17 protein-coding genes are annotated in these 16,045 nt (G+C 50.3%); 6 read left to right on the top strand and 11 right to left on the bottom strand.

Annotated elements, in window-relative coordinates:
• Positions 1–68: 68 nt before the first annotated feature.
• From H8K43_RS08535 to speE, 4 genes are read right to left on the bottom strand one after another with little or no spacing between them, the layout of a single operon-like run.
• On the bottom strand, positions 69–476 hold the full coding sequence (locus tag H8K43_RS08535; protein ID WP_186903451.1) for a DUF350 domain-containing protein: 408 nt from the start codon (positions 474–476) through the stop codon (positions 69–71).
• Between the two features lie 12 nt (positions 477–488).
• Positions 489–1,619, bottom strand: coding sequence for a glutathionylspermidine synthase family protein (locus tag H8K43_RS08530; RefSeq protein WP_186903450.1), 1,131 nt, complete (start codon positions 1,617–1,619; stop codon positions 489–491).
• A complete protein-coding gene (locus H8K43_RS08525; RefSeq protein ID WP_186903449.1) occupies positions 1,619–2,113 on the bottom strand; it encodes a hypothetical protein in 495 nt (164 codons plus the stop codon). The genes H8K43_RS08530 and H8K43_RS08525 overlap by 1 nt, the downstream gene beginning before the upstream one ends.
• A gap of 8 nt (positions 2,114–2,121) precedes the next feature.
• Positions 2,122–3,369 carry a polyamine aminopropyltransferase gene (gene speE / locus H8K43_RS08520; RefSeq protein ID WP_268970742.1) on the bottom strand — a complete coding sequence of 416 codons (1,248 nt, stop codon included), beginning with the start codon at positions 3,367–3,369 and terminating at the stop codon, positions 2,122–2,124.
• Positions 3,370–3,567: 198 nt separating this feature from the next.
• On the opposite strand from speE, the gene tkt reads away from it, so the two are divergent.
• The 6 genes from tkt (at position 3,568) to H8K43_RS08490 (ending at position 9,359) form a co-directional block, all read left to right on the top strand.
• Positions 3,568–5,571 (top strand): transketolase, encoded by a 2,004-nt coding sequence (tkt, locus tag H8K43_RS08515; RefSeq protein ID WP_186903447.1) that lies wholly within the window; start codon positions 3,568–3,570, stop codon positions 5,569–5,571.
• Positions 5,572–5,588: 17 nt separating this feature from the next.
• Positions 5,589–6,185 carry a GNAT family N-acetyltransferase gene (locus H8K43_RS08510; protein ID WP_230403787.1) on the top strand — a complete coding sequence of 199 codons (597 nt, stop codon included), beginning with the start codon at positions 5,589–5,591 and terminating at the stop codon, positions 6,183–6,185.
• 182 nt (positions 6,186–6,367) lie between these two features.
• On the top strand, positions 6,368–7,381 hold the full coding sequence (gap, locus tag H8K43_RS08505; RefSeq protein ID WP_162021140.1) for a type I glyceraldehyde-3-phosphate dehydrogenase: 1,014 nt from the start codon (positions 6,368–6,370) through the stop codon (positions 7,379–7,381).
• Positions 7,382–7,527: 146 nt separating this feature from the next.
• Positions 7,528–8,211, top strand: coding sequence for a signal peptidase I (lepB, locus tag H8K43_RS08500; RefSeq protein WP_186903446.1), 684 nt, complete (start codon positions 7,528–7,530; stop codon positions 8,209–8,211).
• Between the two features lie 45 nt (positions 8,212–8,256).
• Entirely contained in the window at positions 8,257–8,745 is a 489-nt protein-coding gene (locus H8K43_RS08495; protein WP_186903445.1) for a hypothetical protein, read from the top strand.
• A gap of 77 nt (positions 8,746–8,822) precedes the next feature.
• Positions 8,823–9,359 carry a DUF924 family protein gene (locus H8K43_RS08490; RefSeq protein ID WP_186903444.1) on the top strand — a complete coding sequence of 179 codons (537 nt, stop codon included), beginning with the start codon at positions 8,823–8,825 and terminating at the stop codon, positions 9,357–9,359.
• A gap of 275 nt (positions 9,360–9,634) precedes the next feature.
• On the opposite strand, the gene H8K43_RS08485 is transcribed toward H8K43_RS08490, so the two are convergent.
• The 7 genes from H8K43_RS08485 to H8K43_RS08455 form a co-directional block, all read right to left on the bottom strand.
• Positions 9,635–10,180, bottom strand: coding sequence for a hypothetical protein (locus H8K43_RS08485; RefSeq protein ID WP_186903443.1), 546 nt, complete (start codon positions 10,178–10,180; stop codon positions 9,635–9,637).
• A gap of 63 nt (positions 10,181–10,243) precedes the next feature.
• On the bottom strand, positions 10,244–10,789 hold the full coding sequence (locus H8K43_RS08480; protein WP_186903442.1) for a hypothetical protein: 546 nt from the start codon (positions 10,787–10,789) through the stop codon (positions 10,244–10,246).
• 307 nt (positions 10,790–11,096) lie between these two features.
• Positions 11,097–11,417, bottom strand: coding sequence for a hypothetical protein (locus tag H8K43_RS08475; protein WP_186903441.1), 321 nt, complete (start codon positions 11,415–11,417; stop codon positions 11,097–11,099).
• Positions 11,418–11,844: 427 nt separating this feature from the next.
• Positions 11,845–12,627, bottom strand: a complete 783-nt coding sequence (locus H8K43_RS08470) for a hypothetical protein (RefSeq protein ID WP_186903440.1) — start codon at positions 12,625–12,627, stop codon at positions 11,845–11,847.
• A 412-nt stretch (positions 12,628–13,039) separates the two neighbouring features.
• Positions 13,040–13,261, bottom strand: a complete 222-nt coding sequence (locus H8K43_RS08465; RefSeq protein ID WP_186903439.1) for a hypothetical protein — start codon at positions 13,259–13,261, stop codon at positions 13,040–13,042.
• 436 nt (positions 13,262–13,697) lie between these two features.
• Positions 13,698–14,459, bottom strand: coding sequence for a hypothetical protein (locus H8K43_RS08460; RefSeq protein ID WP_186903438.1), 762 nt, complete (start codon positions 14,457–14,459; stop codon positions 13,698–13,700).
• Between the two features lie 180 nt (positions 14,460–14,639).
• Positions 14,640–15,812, bottom strand: a complete 1,173-nt coding sequence (locus H8K43_RS08455; RefSeq protein ID WP_186903437.1) for a DUF4062 domain-containing protein — start codon at positions 15,810–15,812, stop codon at positions 14,640–14,642.
• Positions 15,813–16,045: the final 233 nt, after the last annotated feature.

Raw genomic sequence — 16,045 nt, 5'->3', positions numbered from 1 at the left:
CTTGTGTTTGGTGAACGCAAGCAGAGGCTACCTAACGGTAATTGAAGTTAAGTAACCCAGCTCCGCTCTCAGTAAGTCATACAAGCTGCATTCAGCAAACCCAGTGCGAAACTGGCAGCACCCAGGAAAATACCGGAAGCGGTTTTGTTTTGCGGGATGTCGGACACGATATCCGGCAGCATGATGCGGGTGAGTAAAAACGCGAGCAATTGCACCACCAGCGCGATCGAGCCCCAGGTCAGCATGTCGAATAAGCTGATGCTGTTGGCAATGGCGGAAGCCAGTGCTATCGCAAATCCCAACATGGAGCCGGATAAGCTGATGGCTGCTGCGACATTGCCAGCGCGTATCAGCGTGATTTCCTTGTACGGTGTAATGCGTACATAAATCGCGATGAACAGCGCGAGCAGTAACATGGCGATCAGGAAGTGGCTGAAAAATGCACTCAGGCCGCTGTTGAAAAAATGAGAACTCATACGCAGACTTTCTTATTCAAAATAGTGGGGGACAAAACGGCTGGTATTCTTGGTAATCAGGGTTGCATCCTCACGTATGCCTATGCCGGCCGCCTGATCGCCGATGACCCAGGAGCCTATCGAGGTGTATGCCGGTGTGATGCCATCGTCAAAAAAAGCCTGTGGTGCAAATGCCTGATATACATAGCCCTCTGCGCCATATTCGCCATCGGTATGGATCACCTCGCTGCCACGATAAATCGAGATATTTTCACCTTCACGTGAATACAAGGGTTTTTTCACATAATCGCCTTGTATGCGCCAGCGGTCGAAAAAGGCGGGCAAGAGATTCGGATGGCCGGGGAATAATTCCCACAGTACCGGCAGGATCGCCTTGTTCGATAAAATCATTTTCCAGGCCGGTTCTATGATGCGCGTGTCTGGCTGTTCCAGGTGTGTTGAAAACGCTTCGCGGCTCAGCCATTCCCAGGGATAGAGTTTGAACAGATTATCGATGACCAGGTCGACGTCATCAACCAGACGTGCACGTTGCGCATCCCAGCCTATTTGTTCTACACACAGCTGGCGTGTGGTCAGTCCGGCCTGAATCGCGGTATCTCGGAGATAAGACAGATTGCCCTCATCCTCTTCGTTCTGCATGATGCAGGCGAAATGCAGCATGCCCTTATGCGGGAAGCGCTGCCATTGTGCGATCAGTTTTTCATGGATGGAGTTGAACTGATCCGCGTCCGGAAATACATCCTGCAACCAATACCATTGCGCCACGCTGGATTCGACCAGGCCGGTCGGTGTGTCGGCATTGTATTGCAGCATTTTCGGTGCACCCTGACCATTCCAGCTCAGATCAAAACGGCCGTACAGTGAGAACTCGCGCTCACGCCAGCTTTGTTCCACGCGTTGCCAGAAATTGGGTGGAATGCTGAAGCGTTCCTGCATGCCGTGACGCAGTACATGATCGACGGCTTGCAGGCACATCTGATGCAGGTCTTCAGTCGCTTGTTCCAATACGTCGATTTGCTGTTCGGTAAAGCGGTAGGCATAACGCTCATCCCAGTACAGGCCGTCGATAGAGTGGTAGCTGAAGCCCAGTTGTTCGAATTGTTGTTGCCAGCCGCTGCGCGGCTGTAAGCTGATGCGTTCCATTAACCACCTCCTGAATGACTATGGGCCGAGCCGCCAAAACCGCCACGGCTGACCGCGCCGCGTCCGCCCGGGCTACGGCTCACACTATGGCCACTCGCATGATCGGACTGGGAGTTACGCAAGCCCATACTTTGACGGCTGGCTTCGCGTTCCCCGGCAATATAGCTGGGGCCCAGATAATGGCCGCCACCACCGTAGTAGCCGTGCGAGCCCGAGCTGGTATAGCTACTGGTGCCGGAAGTAGTGGTGCTGGACGCTGGCGCCAGTGCCGCTTCCTGCAAATTGCTGCCTGGCTGCAGTTCGCAGGCCGGGCCTTCGCCCCAGTCTTTGCGGCAATCTTCTATGTTTTGATATTCATCCCGGATCTGGGTCAGTTCCTGCACCGGCTGCTCGCTGCAGGCAACCAGGCTGGCACTGCCCGCCAGCAGCAAGGGCAATGCCTTGCTGGCGCGTCGCCTGCTGGACTGAGCGTCCTTACACGCATGTTTCTTCACGATCATTCCTATATTTTTTGGTCTGGCATCAGGTCACGCAGGTAATTGGGTATCGCAAACAGCGCCTGATGAGTTTGCTCATTGTAATAATTGCAGTTTTGCAAGCCACGGTGTTCGATACGTTTCTTTACCGTTGATCCTGTCAGTGCAATGGGATCGGCAGCCAGGCTGGCGACCGCCATGCCCCATTCTGCGCCGTATAAAGGGATGAATACAGAGTAGGGCCTTATCAGTGGGAAGGCCGCAGCCAGTTTGTGCAAGGTGTCACGATAGCGTTGTGGGTGGTAGAAAGGACTGCCCAAATGCATGACCAGCATGCCTTGCGTTGTGAGTCTGGCGCAACATTGGCGGAAAAAATCCTCTGTCATGCAAGTCGCTGCGAGACTGCTGCCGTCGGGACTCAGTGGGTCGGTCAGGTCCAGCAAGATCAGATCAAACTGTTCATCCGAGTTTTGCACATAGGCAAAACCATCCGTATACACATGTTCCACCTTGGCATCGTTCAGCGCACCCTGATGGATGGAAGGCAGATACTCACGGGCGATGCTGACCACTTCTTCATCGATTTCACACAATACTATGCGTTCTATGCTTGGATGCTTGAGTAACTGACGGCTGGAGCCACCGTCGCCACCGCCGATAATCAGTGCGGTTTTTGGTTCGGGATGGGTGATGGCGGCCGGATGCACCAGATTTTCATGGTAAAAGAATTCATCTTTTTCCGACGTCATCATGGCCTGATCGATGCGCATGATGCGGCCGAAATCGCGGGTGTCGGCGATTTCTATCTGCTGAAACTGGCTTTGCGTTTGCATGATGCGCTGTTGCACTTGTGTGCGGTAATGGGTGGCTGTGCTCAGTTGTTCTGTCGCCAGACCTGGTTGCGGGCTGCCGCGCTGTAACTCCTGACGGGTGCAGCGGGCCGGGTCAAAGCGCTGTATCAGCAATTCCAGCAACTGACGCGCCTTGACGCTGTTGTCTTGCGTGAAATTACAGACATACACATCCAGTGTGACCGCCTTCAGTTCCGGCCAGGTATGCAGCGCCACATGGGATTCCGCCAATAGCGCAGTGCCGGTGACGCCCGCCGGGCTCTGGTCGGGATTGCTAAACGAGACATATTTTTCGCCGACCAGTGTCAGGCCGGTATCTTTTACACAAGATGCAACAAAGGCGGACAACAGGTCGGCCTCCAGGAAAAGCGACATTTCTGCCGTGCAGTCAAAACAATCTGCGGTTAAATGCAAGCCATCCATGGTGATTAGGTCTGATCAAAAGCCGCAATTGTATTCTGAGCGTCTGGCTCTGGTAAAATATCGGGCTTTACAATGTGCAATCATAGTTATCACTTACAGACAGCATGTATCTTAACTGTTGTCGCTATACGGAAACGTCGCTCAGGTTTGACGTGAATTGCTTCATTTACCAGTTTCTTCAAAACATCATCTATTGCCATGATCTCAACTCTCCAGCCAGCAACACTTACCACTATGGCAAACGCCGTGCGCGTTTTGTCTATGGATGCCGTTCAAAAAGCCAATTCCGGTCACCCGGGTGCGCCTATGGGCATGGCAGACATCGCTGTGGCATTGTGGAAGGGCCATTATCGTCATAACCCAGCGCATCCTCAGTGGATTAACCGCGACCGTTTTGTTTTGTCGAATGGCCATGGCTCTATGCTGCATTACTCCTTGCTGCATCTGACTGGCTATGATCTGTCGATGGATGAAATCCGCAATTTCCGTCAACTGCATTCCAAAACTGCAGGACATCCGGAAGTGCACATCACACCGGGCGTAGAAACCACCACCGGCCCTCTGGGTCAGGGCATCACCAATGCGGTGGGTATGGCGCTGGCGGAAAAACTGCTGGCAGCGGAATTCAATCAGGATGGTTTGCCGGTGATCGATCACCACACCTATGTTTTCATGGGTGACGGCTGCCTGATGGAAGGCATTTCCCACGAAGCCTGCTCGCTGGCTGGCACGCTGCAATTGAATAAACTGATCGCATTCTGGGATGACAATGGCATCTCGATTGATGGTCATGTCGAAGGCTGGTTCACTGACGATACCCCAAAACGCTTCGAAGCCTATGGCTGGAACGTGATCCGCGCTGTTGACGGTCATGATGCGAAAGCAGTCGACGCAGCGATCACAGCGGCAAAAACGTCTGACAAACCGACCCTGATCTGCTGCAAAACCGTGATCGGTAAAGGCTCTCCTAACATGGAAGGCACGCACAACGTACACGGTGCAGCATTGGGTGAAAAAGAAGTCGCTGCAGTCCGTGCACATCTGGGCTGGAACCACGCGCCATTTGAAATCCCGGCTGAAGTCTACAGCGCCTGGGATGCGAAAGCAGAAGGCGCAGCAAATGAAGCCGCCTGGAATACCCTGTTTGCGACTTACAGCGCCCAGTTCCCGCAAAAAGCGGCTGAACTGACACGCCGTATGAAAGGTGATTTGCCTGCGAATTTTGATGAAGTCGTCGCAAATGCCATCGCTGCCTGCGTAGAGAAAAAAGAAAACATCGCAACCCGTAAAGCCAGCCAGAATGCGATTCAGGCCTTTGCGCCATCGCTGCCTGAATTCCTCGGCGGTTCTGCCGATCTGACCGGTTCTAATCTGACTAACTGGAAAGAGTGCGTCGCGGTACGTGGCAATCAGGCCGGTAACCACATCAATTACGGTGTGCGTGAATTCGGTATGAGCGCGATCATGAACGGTATCGCTTTGCATGGCGGCTACATTCCTTTCGGCGCGACTTTCCTGACTTTCTCTGACTACAGCCGCAATGCCATTCGCATGGCAGCGCTGATGAAAATCCGCAGCCTGTTCGTCTTCACGCATGACTCTATCGGTCTGGGCGAAGATGGTCCTACCCATCAGTCAGTGGAACACATTTCCAGCATGCGCCTGATCCCGAATCTGGATAACTGGCGTCCATGCGACACCGTGGAATCTGCAGCGGCCTGGGCCCATGCGGTGAAACGCAATGATGGTCCATCCACCTTGATTTTCTCGCGTCAAAATCTGCCTTACCAGGAACGTAGCGCGCAGCAGATCGCTGATATCCAGCGTGGTGGCTATGTGTTGCAGGACGCAGCAGAAGCGAAAGCCGTGCTGATCGCAACCGGTTCTGAAATCGAACTGGCCGTGAAATCCGCAGCTGCATTGGCAGAGCAGGGCATCGCAGTACGCGTGGTCTCCATGCCGTCTACTGATGTGTTTGACCGTCAGGATGCCGCTTACAAGGCTGCAGTATTGGGCAAAGGCTTGCCACGCATCGCAATCGAAGCCGGCGTCACCAGCTTCTGGTACAAGTATGTCGGTCTGGAAGGCGCAGTCGTTGGTATCGACACCTTTGGTGAATCTGCACCGGCTGGCGTTTTGTTTAAACATTTCGGCTTCACCGTAGACAACGTCGTCGCTCAGGTTAAAGCAACGCTGGCATGATGGAAGTCAGGAACACTATGTCGGAAATGATGAGCAGTATCAAGGAAGTCAGCCTGCGTCGTGCTACAGTCGCCGACGCAGAAGCCATCGCCGCAGTCCGGGTGGAAAGCTGGCAGACTACCTACCGTGGCATGATTCCAGATTCCTATCTGGATGAAATGCGCATAGAGGACAGCTTCCTGCACTGGAAAACAGTGCTGGAAGCCTTGCCTACAGCGGGTGACCGCGCCTGTGTGTATGTCGCGGAAAGTGAAGGGCATATTATCGGCTTCGCTTCCGGCATGTTGCTTGAGCGCGCCAAACATGGCTTCACTGCTGAACTGAGCGCGGTGTATCTGCGTCCGGCCTGGCAGCGCTCCGGTATCGGTCGCCGTATGGTGCAGAAGGTTGCGCGTACTTTGCAGGCGCAAGGTGCGCAGAATCTGTTAGTGTGGCTGATCTCCGGAAATAATGTAGCGCGCAATTTTTACGAAGAGTTGGGTGCGGAATTTATTCTGGAGCAGGAATTCAGCTGGGATGGCGTGGATCTGAAAGAAAGCGGCTATGGCTGGCGCGATCTGGCAGTGCTGCTGGCCTCTGTGCAGGCAATGCCGACGTCTGCAGCAATTCATTAACAGGATGATGTATGCGGTCCCGGCATGACCGGGACGCAGTGGTACCAGACTTGTAGCAGAACTTGTAGCAGAATCTGCAGCAGCAAATTCAGCAGCAAATTCAGCAGAACCTGCAGCCGCATCAGACTAGACGATTTTTGTTGTTTATTGATAGTTGTAAATAGTCCTTTGGAGATAAAACCATGACGATTCGCGTCGCAATTAACGGCTACGGCCGTATCGGCCGTAACATCCTTCGCGCTCACTACGAAGGTGGTAAATTCAAAAATGAGATCCAGATCGTAGCGATCAACGACCTCGGCAATGCAGAGTCCAACGCGCACCTGACACGCTATGACACAGCCCACGGCAAGTTCCCTGGCACCGTCAGCGTTGAAGGCGATACCATGATCGTCAACGGCGATAAAATCAAAGTATTCGCAGAACGCAATCCAGCCAACATCCCTTGGGGTGAACTGAATGTAGACGTCGTGCTGGAATGCACAGGCTTCTTCACGACCAAAGAAAAAGCATCTGCCCATCTGGCTGGCGGCGCGAAAAAAGTCATCATCTCCGCTCCAGGCGGTAAAGATGTCGACGCGACTGTTGTGTACGGCGTCAACCACGGCGTTCTGAAAGCAACTGATACTGTGATCTCCAACGCATCCTGCACCACTAACTGCCTGGCTCCGTTGGCAAAACCGCTGCACGACGCGATCGGCATCGAAAGTGGTCTGATGACGACTATCCATGCTTACACCAATGATCAGGTGCTGACAGACGTGATGCACGAAGACCTGCGTCGCGCCCGTTCCGCTACCATGAGCATGATCCCGACCAAAACCGGTGCAGCTGCAGCGGTTGGCCTGGTTCTGCCAGAACTGAACGGCAAACTGGATGGCTACGCAATGCGCGTTCCAACCATCAACGTTTCCGTGGTTGATCTGACTTTCATCGCTTCCCGCGACACTACTGTTGAAGAAATCAACAAAGTGTTGAAAGATGCGTCCGAAGGCGCCCTGAAAGGCATCCTGGACTACAACAAAGCACCTCTGGTGTCTGTTGACTTCAACCACAACCCAGCTTCTTCCACCTACGACGAAACACTGACTAAAGTGAATGGCCGTCTGGTCAAAGTATCCAGCTGGTACGACAACGAGTGGGGCTTCTCCAACCGTATGCTCGACACTACAGTGGCATTGATGAACGCAAAATAATTCTGCGTTTCAGATGAATAAAAAATACCCCGAACTTTCGGGGTATTTTTTTGTCTGTATGCAGCAGGGCCAATTCGTGTATTCGTGTAAATGTCTGGAAACACGGGCTGGCCGCTGCCTCATTCAACGCCTGCAGGAGTCCTCTTATGCTGAAACTCAAAAAACTGATTGCCGATAACAAGGGCTTTATCGCCTTCATGCTGGGCATGGTGCTGGTGCGCAGTGCGCTGGCTGACTATTATCTGGTGCCGTCCAGCTCTATGTATCCGACCTTGCTTGAGGGCGACCGCGTGATTTGCGACCGCACCGCCTATGACCTGAAACTGCCATTCACCGACGTCATCCTCAAACCCCTGGCTGATCCGCAGCGTGGTGATATCGTGACCTTTTCCTCGCCCGAAGACGGCACCCGCCTGGTCAAGCGCCTGGTCGCTATTCCCGGCGATGTAGTGGAAATGCGCGATGAGCGCCTGTTCATCAACGGCCAGTCTGCCAGCTATGAAGCACAGTCTGCCACCAGCCCCGATCACCTCACGCCTAAGCGCGAATACGCAGGCGAACAGCAGGTCTTCCGCGAACAGCTGAGCAGCCTGAATCACTCCATCATCGTCATGCCTGAGCGTCCCGCCATGCGCAGCTTTGGTCCGGTCACCGTACCGCAGGGACAGTATCTGATGTTGGGCGATAATCGCGATAACAGCCGCGATTCACGCTATATTGGTCTGGTAAAACGCGAACTGATCACCGGCCAGGTCAAGCGCCTGATGTTTTCCCTGAATGGCGATCACTATTATTTGCCGCGACTGGAACGCTTCGGCGCGGCACTGTAAAGCTGACGGCGCACCACTGCGCTGTCAGCCCTGAAAGGAAACTGTATGAAATTCCCCGCGCTCTTCGCTGTGATCGCAGTGTTCGCACTGCCAGCACTGAGTCTGCCCAGTTCTGCACAGGCACAGCAGCAGACTGCGCTCTGCAGCTATGTGATGGGCACGCCGGACGCGGGCGCCAACTGGCAGCTTAGCCAGGGCAGGGCGCTGATACAACGCGATGGCAACCGCATCACTGCCAGCTTGCTGAACGGCGTGGAAGACAATGCAGCCCCCGCCAACTACTTCGTCGGTACCGTCTCATCCAGCCATGTGCAAGGCGTGTTGAAAGATGCGCAGCAAAGCCTGATCGCGACTTCCTTAATCGGCAAATACCGGCGCCAGGCTACGCGCGGCACAGCAGCGGCAGCTGCACAAAATGAAGTGAACAATGAGGTGAAAAATGAGGTGCAGGAATCACTGACCGCCAGCAATGGTCAGGCCTTCTTCAGCCTCGCTTGCGCCGGGCCACAAGGCCAGCTCAGCCAGTTCCGTTAAGCCGCACTCAGCCAGCTCTGGCCCACCAGTACGGTCAACATCAACAAACATCAATAAACATCAACAGGACTAACACCATGTGGCAACAGATACTGAACTTTTGGTTTGAACAATTACAGCCTGCCGACTGGTGGAAAGTCGATGCCGCACTGGATCAGCGCATCGCGCAGGAATTTGGCGCAGTATGGCAAGCTGCCAGCCGCGCAGAATATGCGTCCTGGCGTGAACATGCACAGGGACGACTGGCAGAAATCATCGTACTCGATCAGTTTTCCAGAAACATCCATCGCGGCACCCCGCTGGCCTTTAGTCAGGATGGCATGGCACTGGTGCTGGCGCAGGAAATGCAGCGCAACGGCATGACACAGGAACTGAGTCCGGTGCAACGCAGCTTCGCCTACCTGCCTTACATGCACAGCGAATCCGCGCTCGTGCATCAGGACGCCGAAGTCCTGTATCGCGAACTGGCTTTTGGTAACACCTATCAGTTCGAACTACGCCACAAAGCCATCATCGACCAGTTCGGCCGCTACCCTCACCGCAACGCCATCCTGGACCGCACATCCACCGAAGCAGAACTCAGCTTCCTGCAGCAACCGGGGTCGTCGTTTTGAGTTGTGCGGGTTAGTTCCCTGCATCGTTAAGGAACGAAGCGGAGTAGGGGGGGGAGCGAGGCACTAAGCGCATGCTGCTGTGTCACGGTGGGAAGCTTCACCAGCGTCCACAATCAGTGTGGTGGAGTCACGTGTTGGGCGACATCTTCAGGCATTCCAGCTTTGTAGCTCACCGGTGTTGCGATATTGAGGGATTTGAGGTGCGCAGGTTTGCAGAAACATATTCTTTATGTGAGGTCAAACGTTTAACGTACCTCTCGAGGGAATTGCTAGTCTCAGGTACGCCAATACACAGTAATGCCGCTGGATGTAGCAATCACCAGCGATTTGCCTGTGTAAGAAAAGCCAAACGCCCTTAGCTCGGATTCTCTGGCAATTTTCCTGAACTTTGCTTGCTTGCCGTAGAGCGAATCGTAGATGCTTGAGAATGGCTCTACTAGCAGAACATCATGCTCCGGCCAATCAAGTGTGACTACTTCAAGTGCCCAGCCATCTTGTGTGTTGTTTGGCAGCCCTCCCCCAATTACTCCTGCCACGCGAATAATTTTTCCTTCAAGTGACCCGATGCCTTTGGCCTCTAAAAACTCTTCTCCGTCATAATACTCAGCATCATCCCGGGCAATTTTTGTGCAGTTAGTGCAATCAATGATGCCACGACCAGCACTCGATACGACCAATAAAAGCTCAGAGTTTCTACCGAAGCCGATAGTGCGTAAGCCGCCGACAGCAATCACCCCCACTTTTTGCCATGGCCTCTTAGGGGCATCAACTTCCAGTGCTCTGACTTCTCGTCGAACAGGATCAAGATGAGGTGTAGTCATATGGCAAACTTTTGAAATAAGGGGCGTGCTTTAGCGCGTCCCGCTTGATGAATGAGTTAGAGTTTATGGTCTGCAAGAATACTTACCAACACTAATAATCTCGTAATCATATACCCATGAGCCTTCCTGACAGTTGTCCGCTTTAACGTCATGTACAAATTTGATTCTCATTTTAGCGTTAGCCTTGAGCTCTCCTGATTTACAAGCCTTCGCTAACTTTGATGGGTATTTTATTGCGGCTAAACTCTTTTCATCCGAGCCGCCGCCAAAGCTAAAGTGGCCATTTTTTGTATCGAAAGCATAAGTGTCATTAGGACCTTCTGGATACGAGATAACTCCATCAAAAATTTTATTGCTCGTATAATAAGCGCTGCTTGTATATTCGTCAGGAGCCTGTGCGGCGAGAAGTTTTAATCCACTTAACTTAAATCGCTTCAGGTCCTGAATCTCATTTCCACATTGATAACCTTTCAAATTTAAGTGCTCATATTTCTTAACGAAAGGTGCAGCTTTTTTACATTCTTTACTTAAGGTTAATTCGCTGTCGGCATTTGCCGAAAGTGAAATTATGGATGGTAAAAGTAATATTGCTTTTGATAAATAACCCATTTTCCCACCTTGGACTTTAACGATTGAATTCAGCAGGCACCGCACGCAATCAGCAGAAATGATGTTTTAGGCTGGTTGTTGAGCAATGACACATAACGCACTGCCCCCGATAACAAATGATAGCTGATTGTAAAGCGGGGTAATGGGATTGGCAATAATGAAACAAACATGAGCAGATTGCTTGGGTTGAAAGTGCAGATGAACCTAGTGGAAAATTTTCGGAAAGTGCTTTGACTGGTGGCCTGAAAACTCACTCAATCATTGCAATGCCTAAGGTATACCTGAGGTGCGTCCCATGAGCCTGGGCTTAGGTATTCGCACGCACAATAACCGCGAGGCATAGCGAGATAAGAAATGCTGCTGACGTGAGAAACATTGTTAATGCCCACCCCTTCCTGACTTTAGCGAGAGGTTGCTCAGGAAGATTGGCTAACGATAGCAGAGCACTGGCTACAGGATTTGCAGAGGGCTGCTGGGTCTTTGTTTTGATTCTGACGATGATGGCAAAGATGGCGGCACAAATAGCTGCGACCGCAGACAAGGGTGCGAGCCACGGCGGCGGCAGAAGGCAGACGGCCACACTACCAGCAATGGTCGCGATAAAAATAGATATAACGAGGCGGTTCATCTTTATATGCCTAACGTAGAGCTAACTGGCGCTGCGCAGCATAATGGCGCAGCGTCCGGTTGAGCTGCAGGGTTAGCGCTTTTTTTGATATGCACTAGCCTTGGGTTCGGTAAAGAACTGTACTGCATTGATTGCATTTGTGAATTCTTCGATTATCGGATCTCACTTTCCAACCGTAATGTCTCGTGCTTCTTGACCCGCAGTTGTAGCACTTAACTCCATTGTTTGTGCGGCATTCAGGATGCCGCGACCAGTACTGTTCAAGCGTAGGCCAGGAAAGCCAGTTTTGATGTGGCTTAATCCATCCGAAATAGACAAGTAAGCCAATGATAACGATGACACTTAGACCTTCCAATTTTTCCTCCTCGGTGATGGCGCAAACGTTTGAATTAAGGGACGCCGTTAGGTATCCCGCTTGAATGATGGGTTATACCCCACCACGCAATTTTGAATATAGCGAAACTGCTTTGTTAAGTAATTTCATGTATGGCACGGAGCCAAAAATCACTTCCTTAGCATCCTTGTAAGAAGCAAGAGCCTCGTGAAAGTCTCTCTTTTGCTCGGCCATGGATAAAGAAAAGAACATTGCACCAGTAGATGTGGCGCGGGGTGTTTCTGGTGGGATTTTCTCGCTCTTTGATTGCAAGTCATCCATGATGACCTGCTGCATTTCGCTTTGCATGCGGGATTTTAGGAGTTGAGTTATTGAGTAGATTTCTTGATAGATTAGCTCTCCGAAATCTATTACTTCTTCTGGCGTTGGTATGTAGCCTTGATGGATTACCTTGTTCCTTAATTCTGGAATCCTCTTGCTGAGCGCGTAGTTGCTACCAAAAGTTATTAGATGAAGAAAAAGAAAGCCCCCAATCTGGCGCTCGGACTGTTTTGACACTTGCTTAAATGTTTCGTCAAGAGCCTGCTTGGTGATTGCGTTCTTTTTACAAAAGACATTAATCGAAAACTCAAAAAACCTTTCGTAAGCTGCCGAGAGGCTTGACGCTGCCTCAATCGTATAGCCCTCAAGAAGTGCGTTTGCGGCCGACTCAAGTAGGATTTCGAATTTTTGGCTTTGCAGCAGAACTGCAGATTTATGCCCTCTGGAGCACTCTATATAAGCCACTGCTCCTTCATAGTAATCTGCAAATATCGGCTCGAATGACGGATGTCCTAGTTCTTTTTGGCATTCCATGCACGGCGCGACAATTTTCATTCTGCTCTTTCCCTAGGGGTATAACGTTTGAGTTCAGTGGGCGCCGCAGGCGATCCGCTGCAACGGTTCGTTAGGCTGGTAGTTGAGCGTTGAGACATAACGCACGCTGACCCTGATAAAAATGATGACTGATTGTAAAGTGGGGATGTGGAATTGGCAATAAAGAAACAGGGTATCAGTAGTTTGCTTAGGTTAAGAACGAAGCGGAATCGGGTATAAAAAATTCCTGGCAGTGTTTTGACTAATAGCCCGAAAACTCACGCAATCAATGTGATGCCTAACACCCAGCTTAACCAGCGCCAATCGTATCCATAGCATGCGGCGTATCAGCATCCGCATTGAACCTGCATTAGGCAAGGGAGAGATGATTCCATTATCGACACCCACACAATGCGGTGTTTGATGTGTCAGTCTATTCGCCTTGCTTTGCTGATTTTTTCCGGCGGTAGAATCCAAGTACAGACAGGATGCTTGCGGGAAACAGAATCAACATAGGCGTGAGAAGTTTTCTTGTATCTGGATTGAGCGCAGTTGACCAGGATTCGAAAATACCAAATAGTTTTGCTCCCGATAAGCAAGTGAGGATCGCCAGAGCGGCGGCTACGAGAACAATAATCAGCCAGCTTGCCTTCATAAAAATTCCATAAGGTGTGATTCAGAGCGAAGGTTTATCGGGGGCAACGAGCAAAGCAAGCAGCATCTGCTTGACCGTCTAGATAGGCGTGTGGGCAGGGCCATATTTGTCGATAGTATGATGCTTTTGCTGCTCACGGTACCACCTTTTTGCGAGTGCGAATGCTTTATGACGAATGGTCTGGGCATTGCTCTTGTTTGCCGAGACAGCCTCAAGGGCACTAACGAGTTCCTCATTAAGAGGTACGCCTTGCTCAATCCACATTAAAGCAACATCCATCCGTCAGTTGGCCATGAAAGTGCAGCAAGAATTACCAGTTTTGGATCGAATGTCGATGTATCAAGCTCAGTAAGCGGCATGATCAACTTTGATACGAGTTCACTTTGGCTGTTCATTTTGTGTGCCAACGTTTGAGTTCATCGGGCTGCTATGCCGATTAAAACGGCCTTGATAGAGCATCTTCAAGCTTGTTTGTTGTAAATAACAACTCTTCAGCCAACTGTTTGATATTGTCAATTAGCTCCAAAACTTCATTTTCGGCAAAAACAATGGGCGTTCCGTCTTTATCATGCCCCGCTCGGTGTACACAATGATGCCGTTTGGCGACAGCCTTGAACAGCCAAGAAATATCACCAAAATCATGACCAAGAACAACTTTGTACATTGGCTTGATTTTCTTTAAGTCGTGGAATATGAGGTCGTGAAGATACTTTGCGACTGTGTCCTTGATTTGCTCTCGTTCTTTAAAAAGCTGAGAGAGTGTGAACTTCATATCTGAAAATTTAGGATCTGTCTCAACTAGCTTTCGTATTAGCTCTTCGTGGCCGACAGTTGTTCTGATGAACATTGAAGATAAAAAGCCTTCCGCTGCTGCTACGACATGGCCGTAAATCATTACATTTAGGCTGAATCTGTTTTTTTCATTGACTTCAACTTTTAAAAGTTCTGATGCGCTGTCTAGGTGGTCATTAAGGATTCTGTAGTACTCAGGCGATTCGCTTTTCCAGTAAAACTCTTCGTCGTTATCATCTTCTGTGTAGTACGGGCCACTGTTTTGGACGTTTATCTCCCCGTTATTTACGTACACATCTGCCCCGCCAAACGAATTCATTATGGTTACGTTGTAATTTGTTCCGCAGCTTTCACAATAAGCTGATTCATAGTTTTCGGAATAGCTGTCTTTGTTTCTTTCTGCCATAAAGTTAGGCTCAGGGCAGGGAAAAGTTTCCGAAATTCTTTGGCCGCAATTGCAAGTAAATGAAATGTCAATCTTCATATTTGGTGAAACTCAAAGGCATAACGTTGGACATAACCGGCGCCGGAGCGCAGTGGAGGACACCCAAAAGCGCAGCTTTTGGGCATTCGGTTGATTGACTTGTTAGACAACTGCGGTCGGATCTGCTTCATCATTTGAGAATCTAAGTTCTTGGCCGTGCTTGATGAGATATTCCTCCAACTGCTGAGGAACATAGCGAACATATCGGTTTGATGGAGATGCACGCATTTCATTGAGAGCGTCGAAAATAATTGCTCGCACTTCCGACTCAAGGCGGGTCAAGGCATCCCAGTCCATACTTAAATCGGCAACACGTAAGGGAAAACGAGTTTCATAAAAAGTGCCATCGCCCTTAACAAGGAAATGCATTGGGCGTGGTCCGTATGCCCTCACGTCCCGCAATCCTTCCGCTTCCCGTACTTCAACAACATCGAGATGTTTGAGAAATTCAGCCCAAGAATGCGTCTCCGTCAATACGAATGCATAATCAGGGATGTCGAATCCCCGCAAGAAGTCAAAAAGTCGCCTAAATCTCACGACCCCACGTGCCACTTCACGTTCATTTTTGCTTCCAATGGTAGTAAGGATAGCTGCCCTCAGGTCTTCAAACTGCTCTGTTAAAGCGTCGATTCGACGCAATTCGACTTGCTTGTTACGTTGTTCAGAAAGTAATCTCTGAAATAAGCCGGACCACTGTTTTCTCAGAGCGTCTTCAATGTCTTGATATTTAGCGTAGTTTGTTACGCTGTTGTTGATTGAACGATGGCGCAGAAAATTTATAAATTCAAAGATGAATTTCGCCGTTTCCGGCTTCTCAATCGATGAGAATTCAAAGCTATCAATGAATGGTTTGTTTTTGTTCTTTTCGTAATCAAGATGGTTTTGTGATACGCGATCATCAACGAAGGCAAAAACAGGAATTGATTTCTCAATAGCCTTAAGGACTTCGAGCTGTGTAATGGAGATGCTCTCCTGGTGTTTTAATGTTTCAATGCTCTTCGATGCGGTCATCAAGGAATCAATATCAACGCTTGCAAGAGCTTGCGGAACTACTTTTCCGCCGAATCGAGAGCCGATGATTACAACGACCACATCGCAGGAAGAGACCTCATCTATGCAACTGGTGTGAGTATGTGCCCGAGGGTCATAAACCACATCGTTGTAGTCACTCATGACGGGTTCGTAGCCAATACTCTCGATGAAATTCCGAAGTTGACCACGAACGACAGAAAGGTCGTAGCAAGTTGAAGATATAAATACCCGTAGATTTGCCATGGTTGATTTTTATTCTGTATGGTGGTGAGTGACGGTTCAAAAGGCCTGACGTTTACTATACATCCGCACAGGTGTATATCCTATTTGCAATAGGTGTATATTAAATGTTAATACTCTACAAATCAATGCTGCTATATCACTCGCTTTGTTCGGTTTGATTCAATGTTGCTGCAAGCCTGTGCCTTTGAGTAGATAGCTGTTTGGTTGTTGAAAATATATTGATGTGTTAGTTT

This window comes from Cognatundibacterium curvum (assembly GCF_014284235.1).
GTDB classification, from domain to species: domain Bacteria; phylum Pseudomonadota; class Gammaproteobacteria; order Burkholderiales; family Burkholderiaceae_D; genus Undibacterium; species Undibacterium curvum.
This window is presented reverse-complemented; position numbering and strand designations above follow the sequence as displayed.

Excerpts from the sequence above, each read along its gene's own strand:
- H8K43_RS08535 (WP_186903451.1), bottom strand. The coding sequence starts at position 476 with ATGAGTTCTCATTTTTTCAACAGCGGCCTGAGTGCATTTTTCAGCCAC.
- H8K43_RS08455 (WP_186903437.1), bottom strand. The coding sequence starts at position 15,812 with ATGGCAAATCTACGGGTATTTATATCTTCAACTTGCTACGACCTTTCT.
- H8K43_RS08490 (WP_186903444.1), top strand. The coding sequence starts at position 8,823 with ATGTGGCAACAGATACTGAACTTTTGGTTTGAACAATTACAGCCTGCC.
- H8K43_RS08510 (WP_230403787.1), top strand. The coding sequence starts at position 5,589 with ATGTCGGAAATGATGAGCAGTATCAAGGAAGTCAGCCTGCGTCGTGCT.
- H8K43_RS08470 (WP_186903440.1), bottom strand. The coding sequence starts at position 12,627 with ATGAAAATTGTCGCGCCGTGCATGGAATGCCAAAAAGAACTAGGACAT.
- speE (WP_268970742.1), bottom strand. The coding sequence starts at position 3,369 with ATGGATGGCTTGCATTTAACCGCAGATTGTTTTGACTGCACGGCAGAA.
- H8K43_RS08495 (WP_186903445.1), top strand. The coding sequence starts at position 8,257 with ATGAAATTCCCCGCGCTCTTCGCTGTGATCGCAGTGTTCGCACTGCCA.
- H8K43_RS08475 (WP_186903441.1), bottom strand. The coding sequence starts at position 11,417 with ATGAACCGCCTCGTTATATCTATTTTTATCGCGACCATTGCTGGTAGT.
- H8K43_RS08485 (WP_186903443.1), bottom strand. The coding sequence starts at position 10,180 with ATGACTACACCTCATCTTGATCCTGTTCGACGAGAAGTCAGAGCACTG.
- gap (WP_162021140.1), top strand. The coding sequence starts at position 6,368 with ATGACGATTCGCGTCGCAATTAACGGCTACGGCCGTATCGGCCGTAAC.
- H8K43_RS08465 (WP_186903439.1), bottom strand. The coding sequence starts at position 13,261 with ATGAAGGCAAGCTGGCTGATTATTGTTCTCGTAGCCGCCGCTCTGGCG.
- lepB (WP_186903446.1), top strand. The coding sequence starts at position 7,528 with ATGCTGAAACTCAAAAAACTGATTGCCGATAACAAGGGCTTTATCGCC.
- H8K43_RS08480 (WP_186903442.1), bottom strand. The coding sequence starts at position 10,789 with ATGGGTTATTTATCAAAAGCAATATTACTTTTACCATCCATAATTTCA.
- tkt (WP_186903447.1), top strand. The coding sequence starts at position 3,568 with ATGATCTCAACTCTCCAGCCAGCAACACTTACCACTATGGCAAACGCC.
- H8K43_RS08460 (WP_186903438.1), bottom strand. The coding sequence starts at position 14,459 with ATGGCAGAAAGAAACAAAGACAGCTATTCCGAAAACTATGAATCAGCT.
- H8K43_RS08530 (WP_186903450.1), bottom strand. The coding sequence starts at position 1,619 with ATGGAACGCATCAGCTTACAGCCGCGCAGCGGCTGGCAACAACAATTC.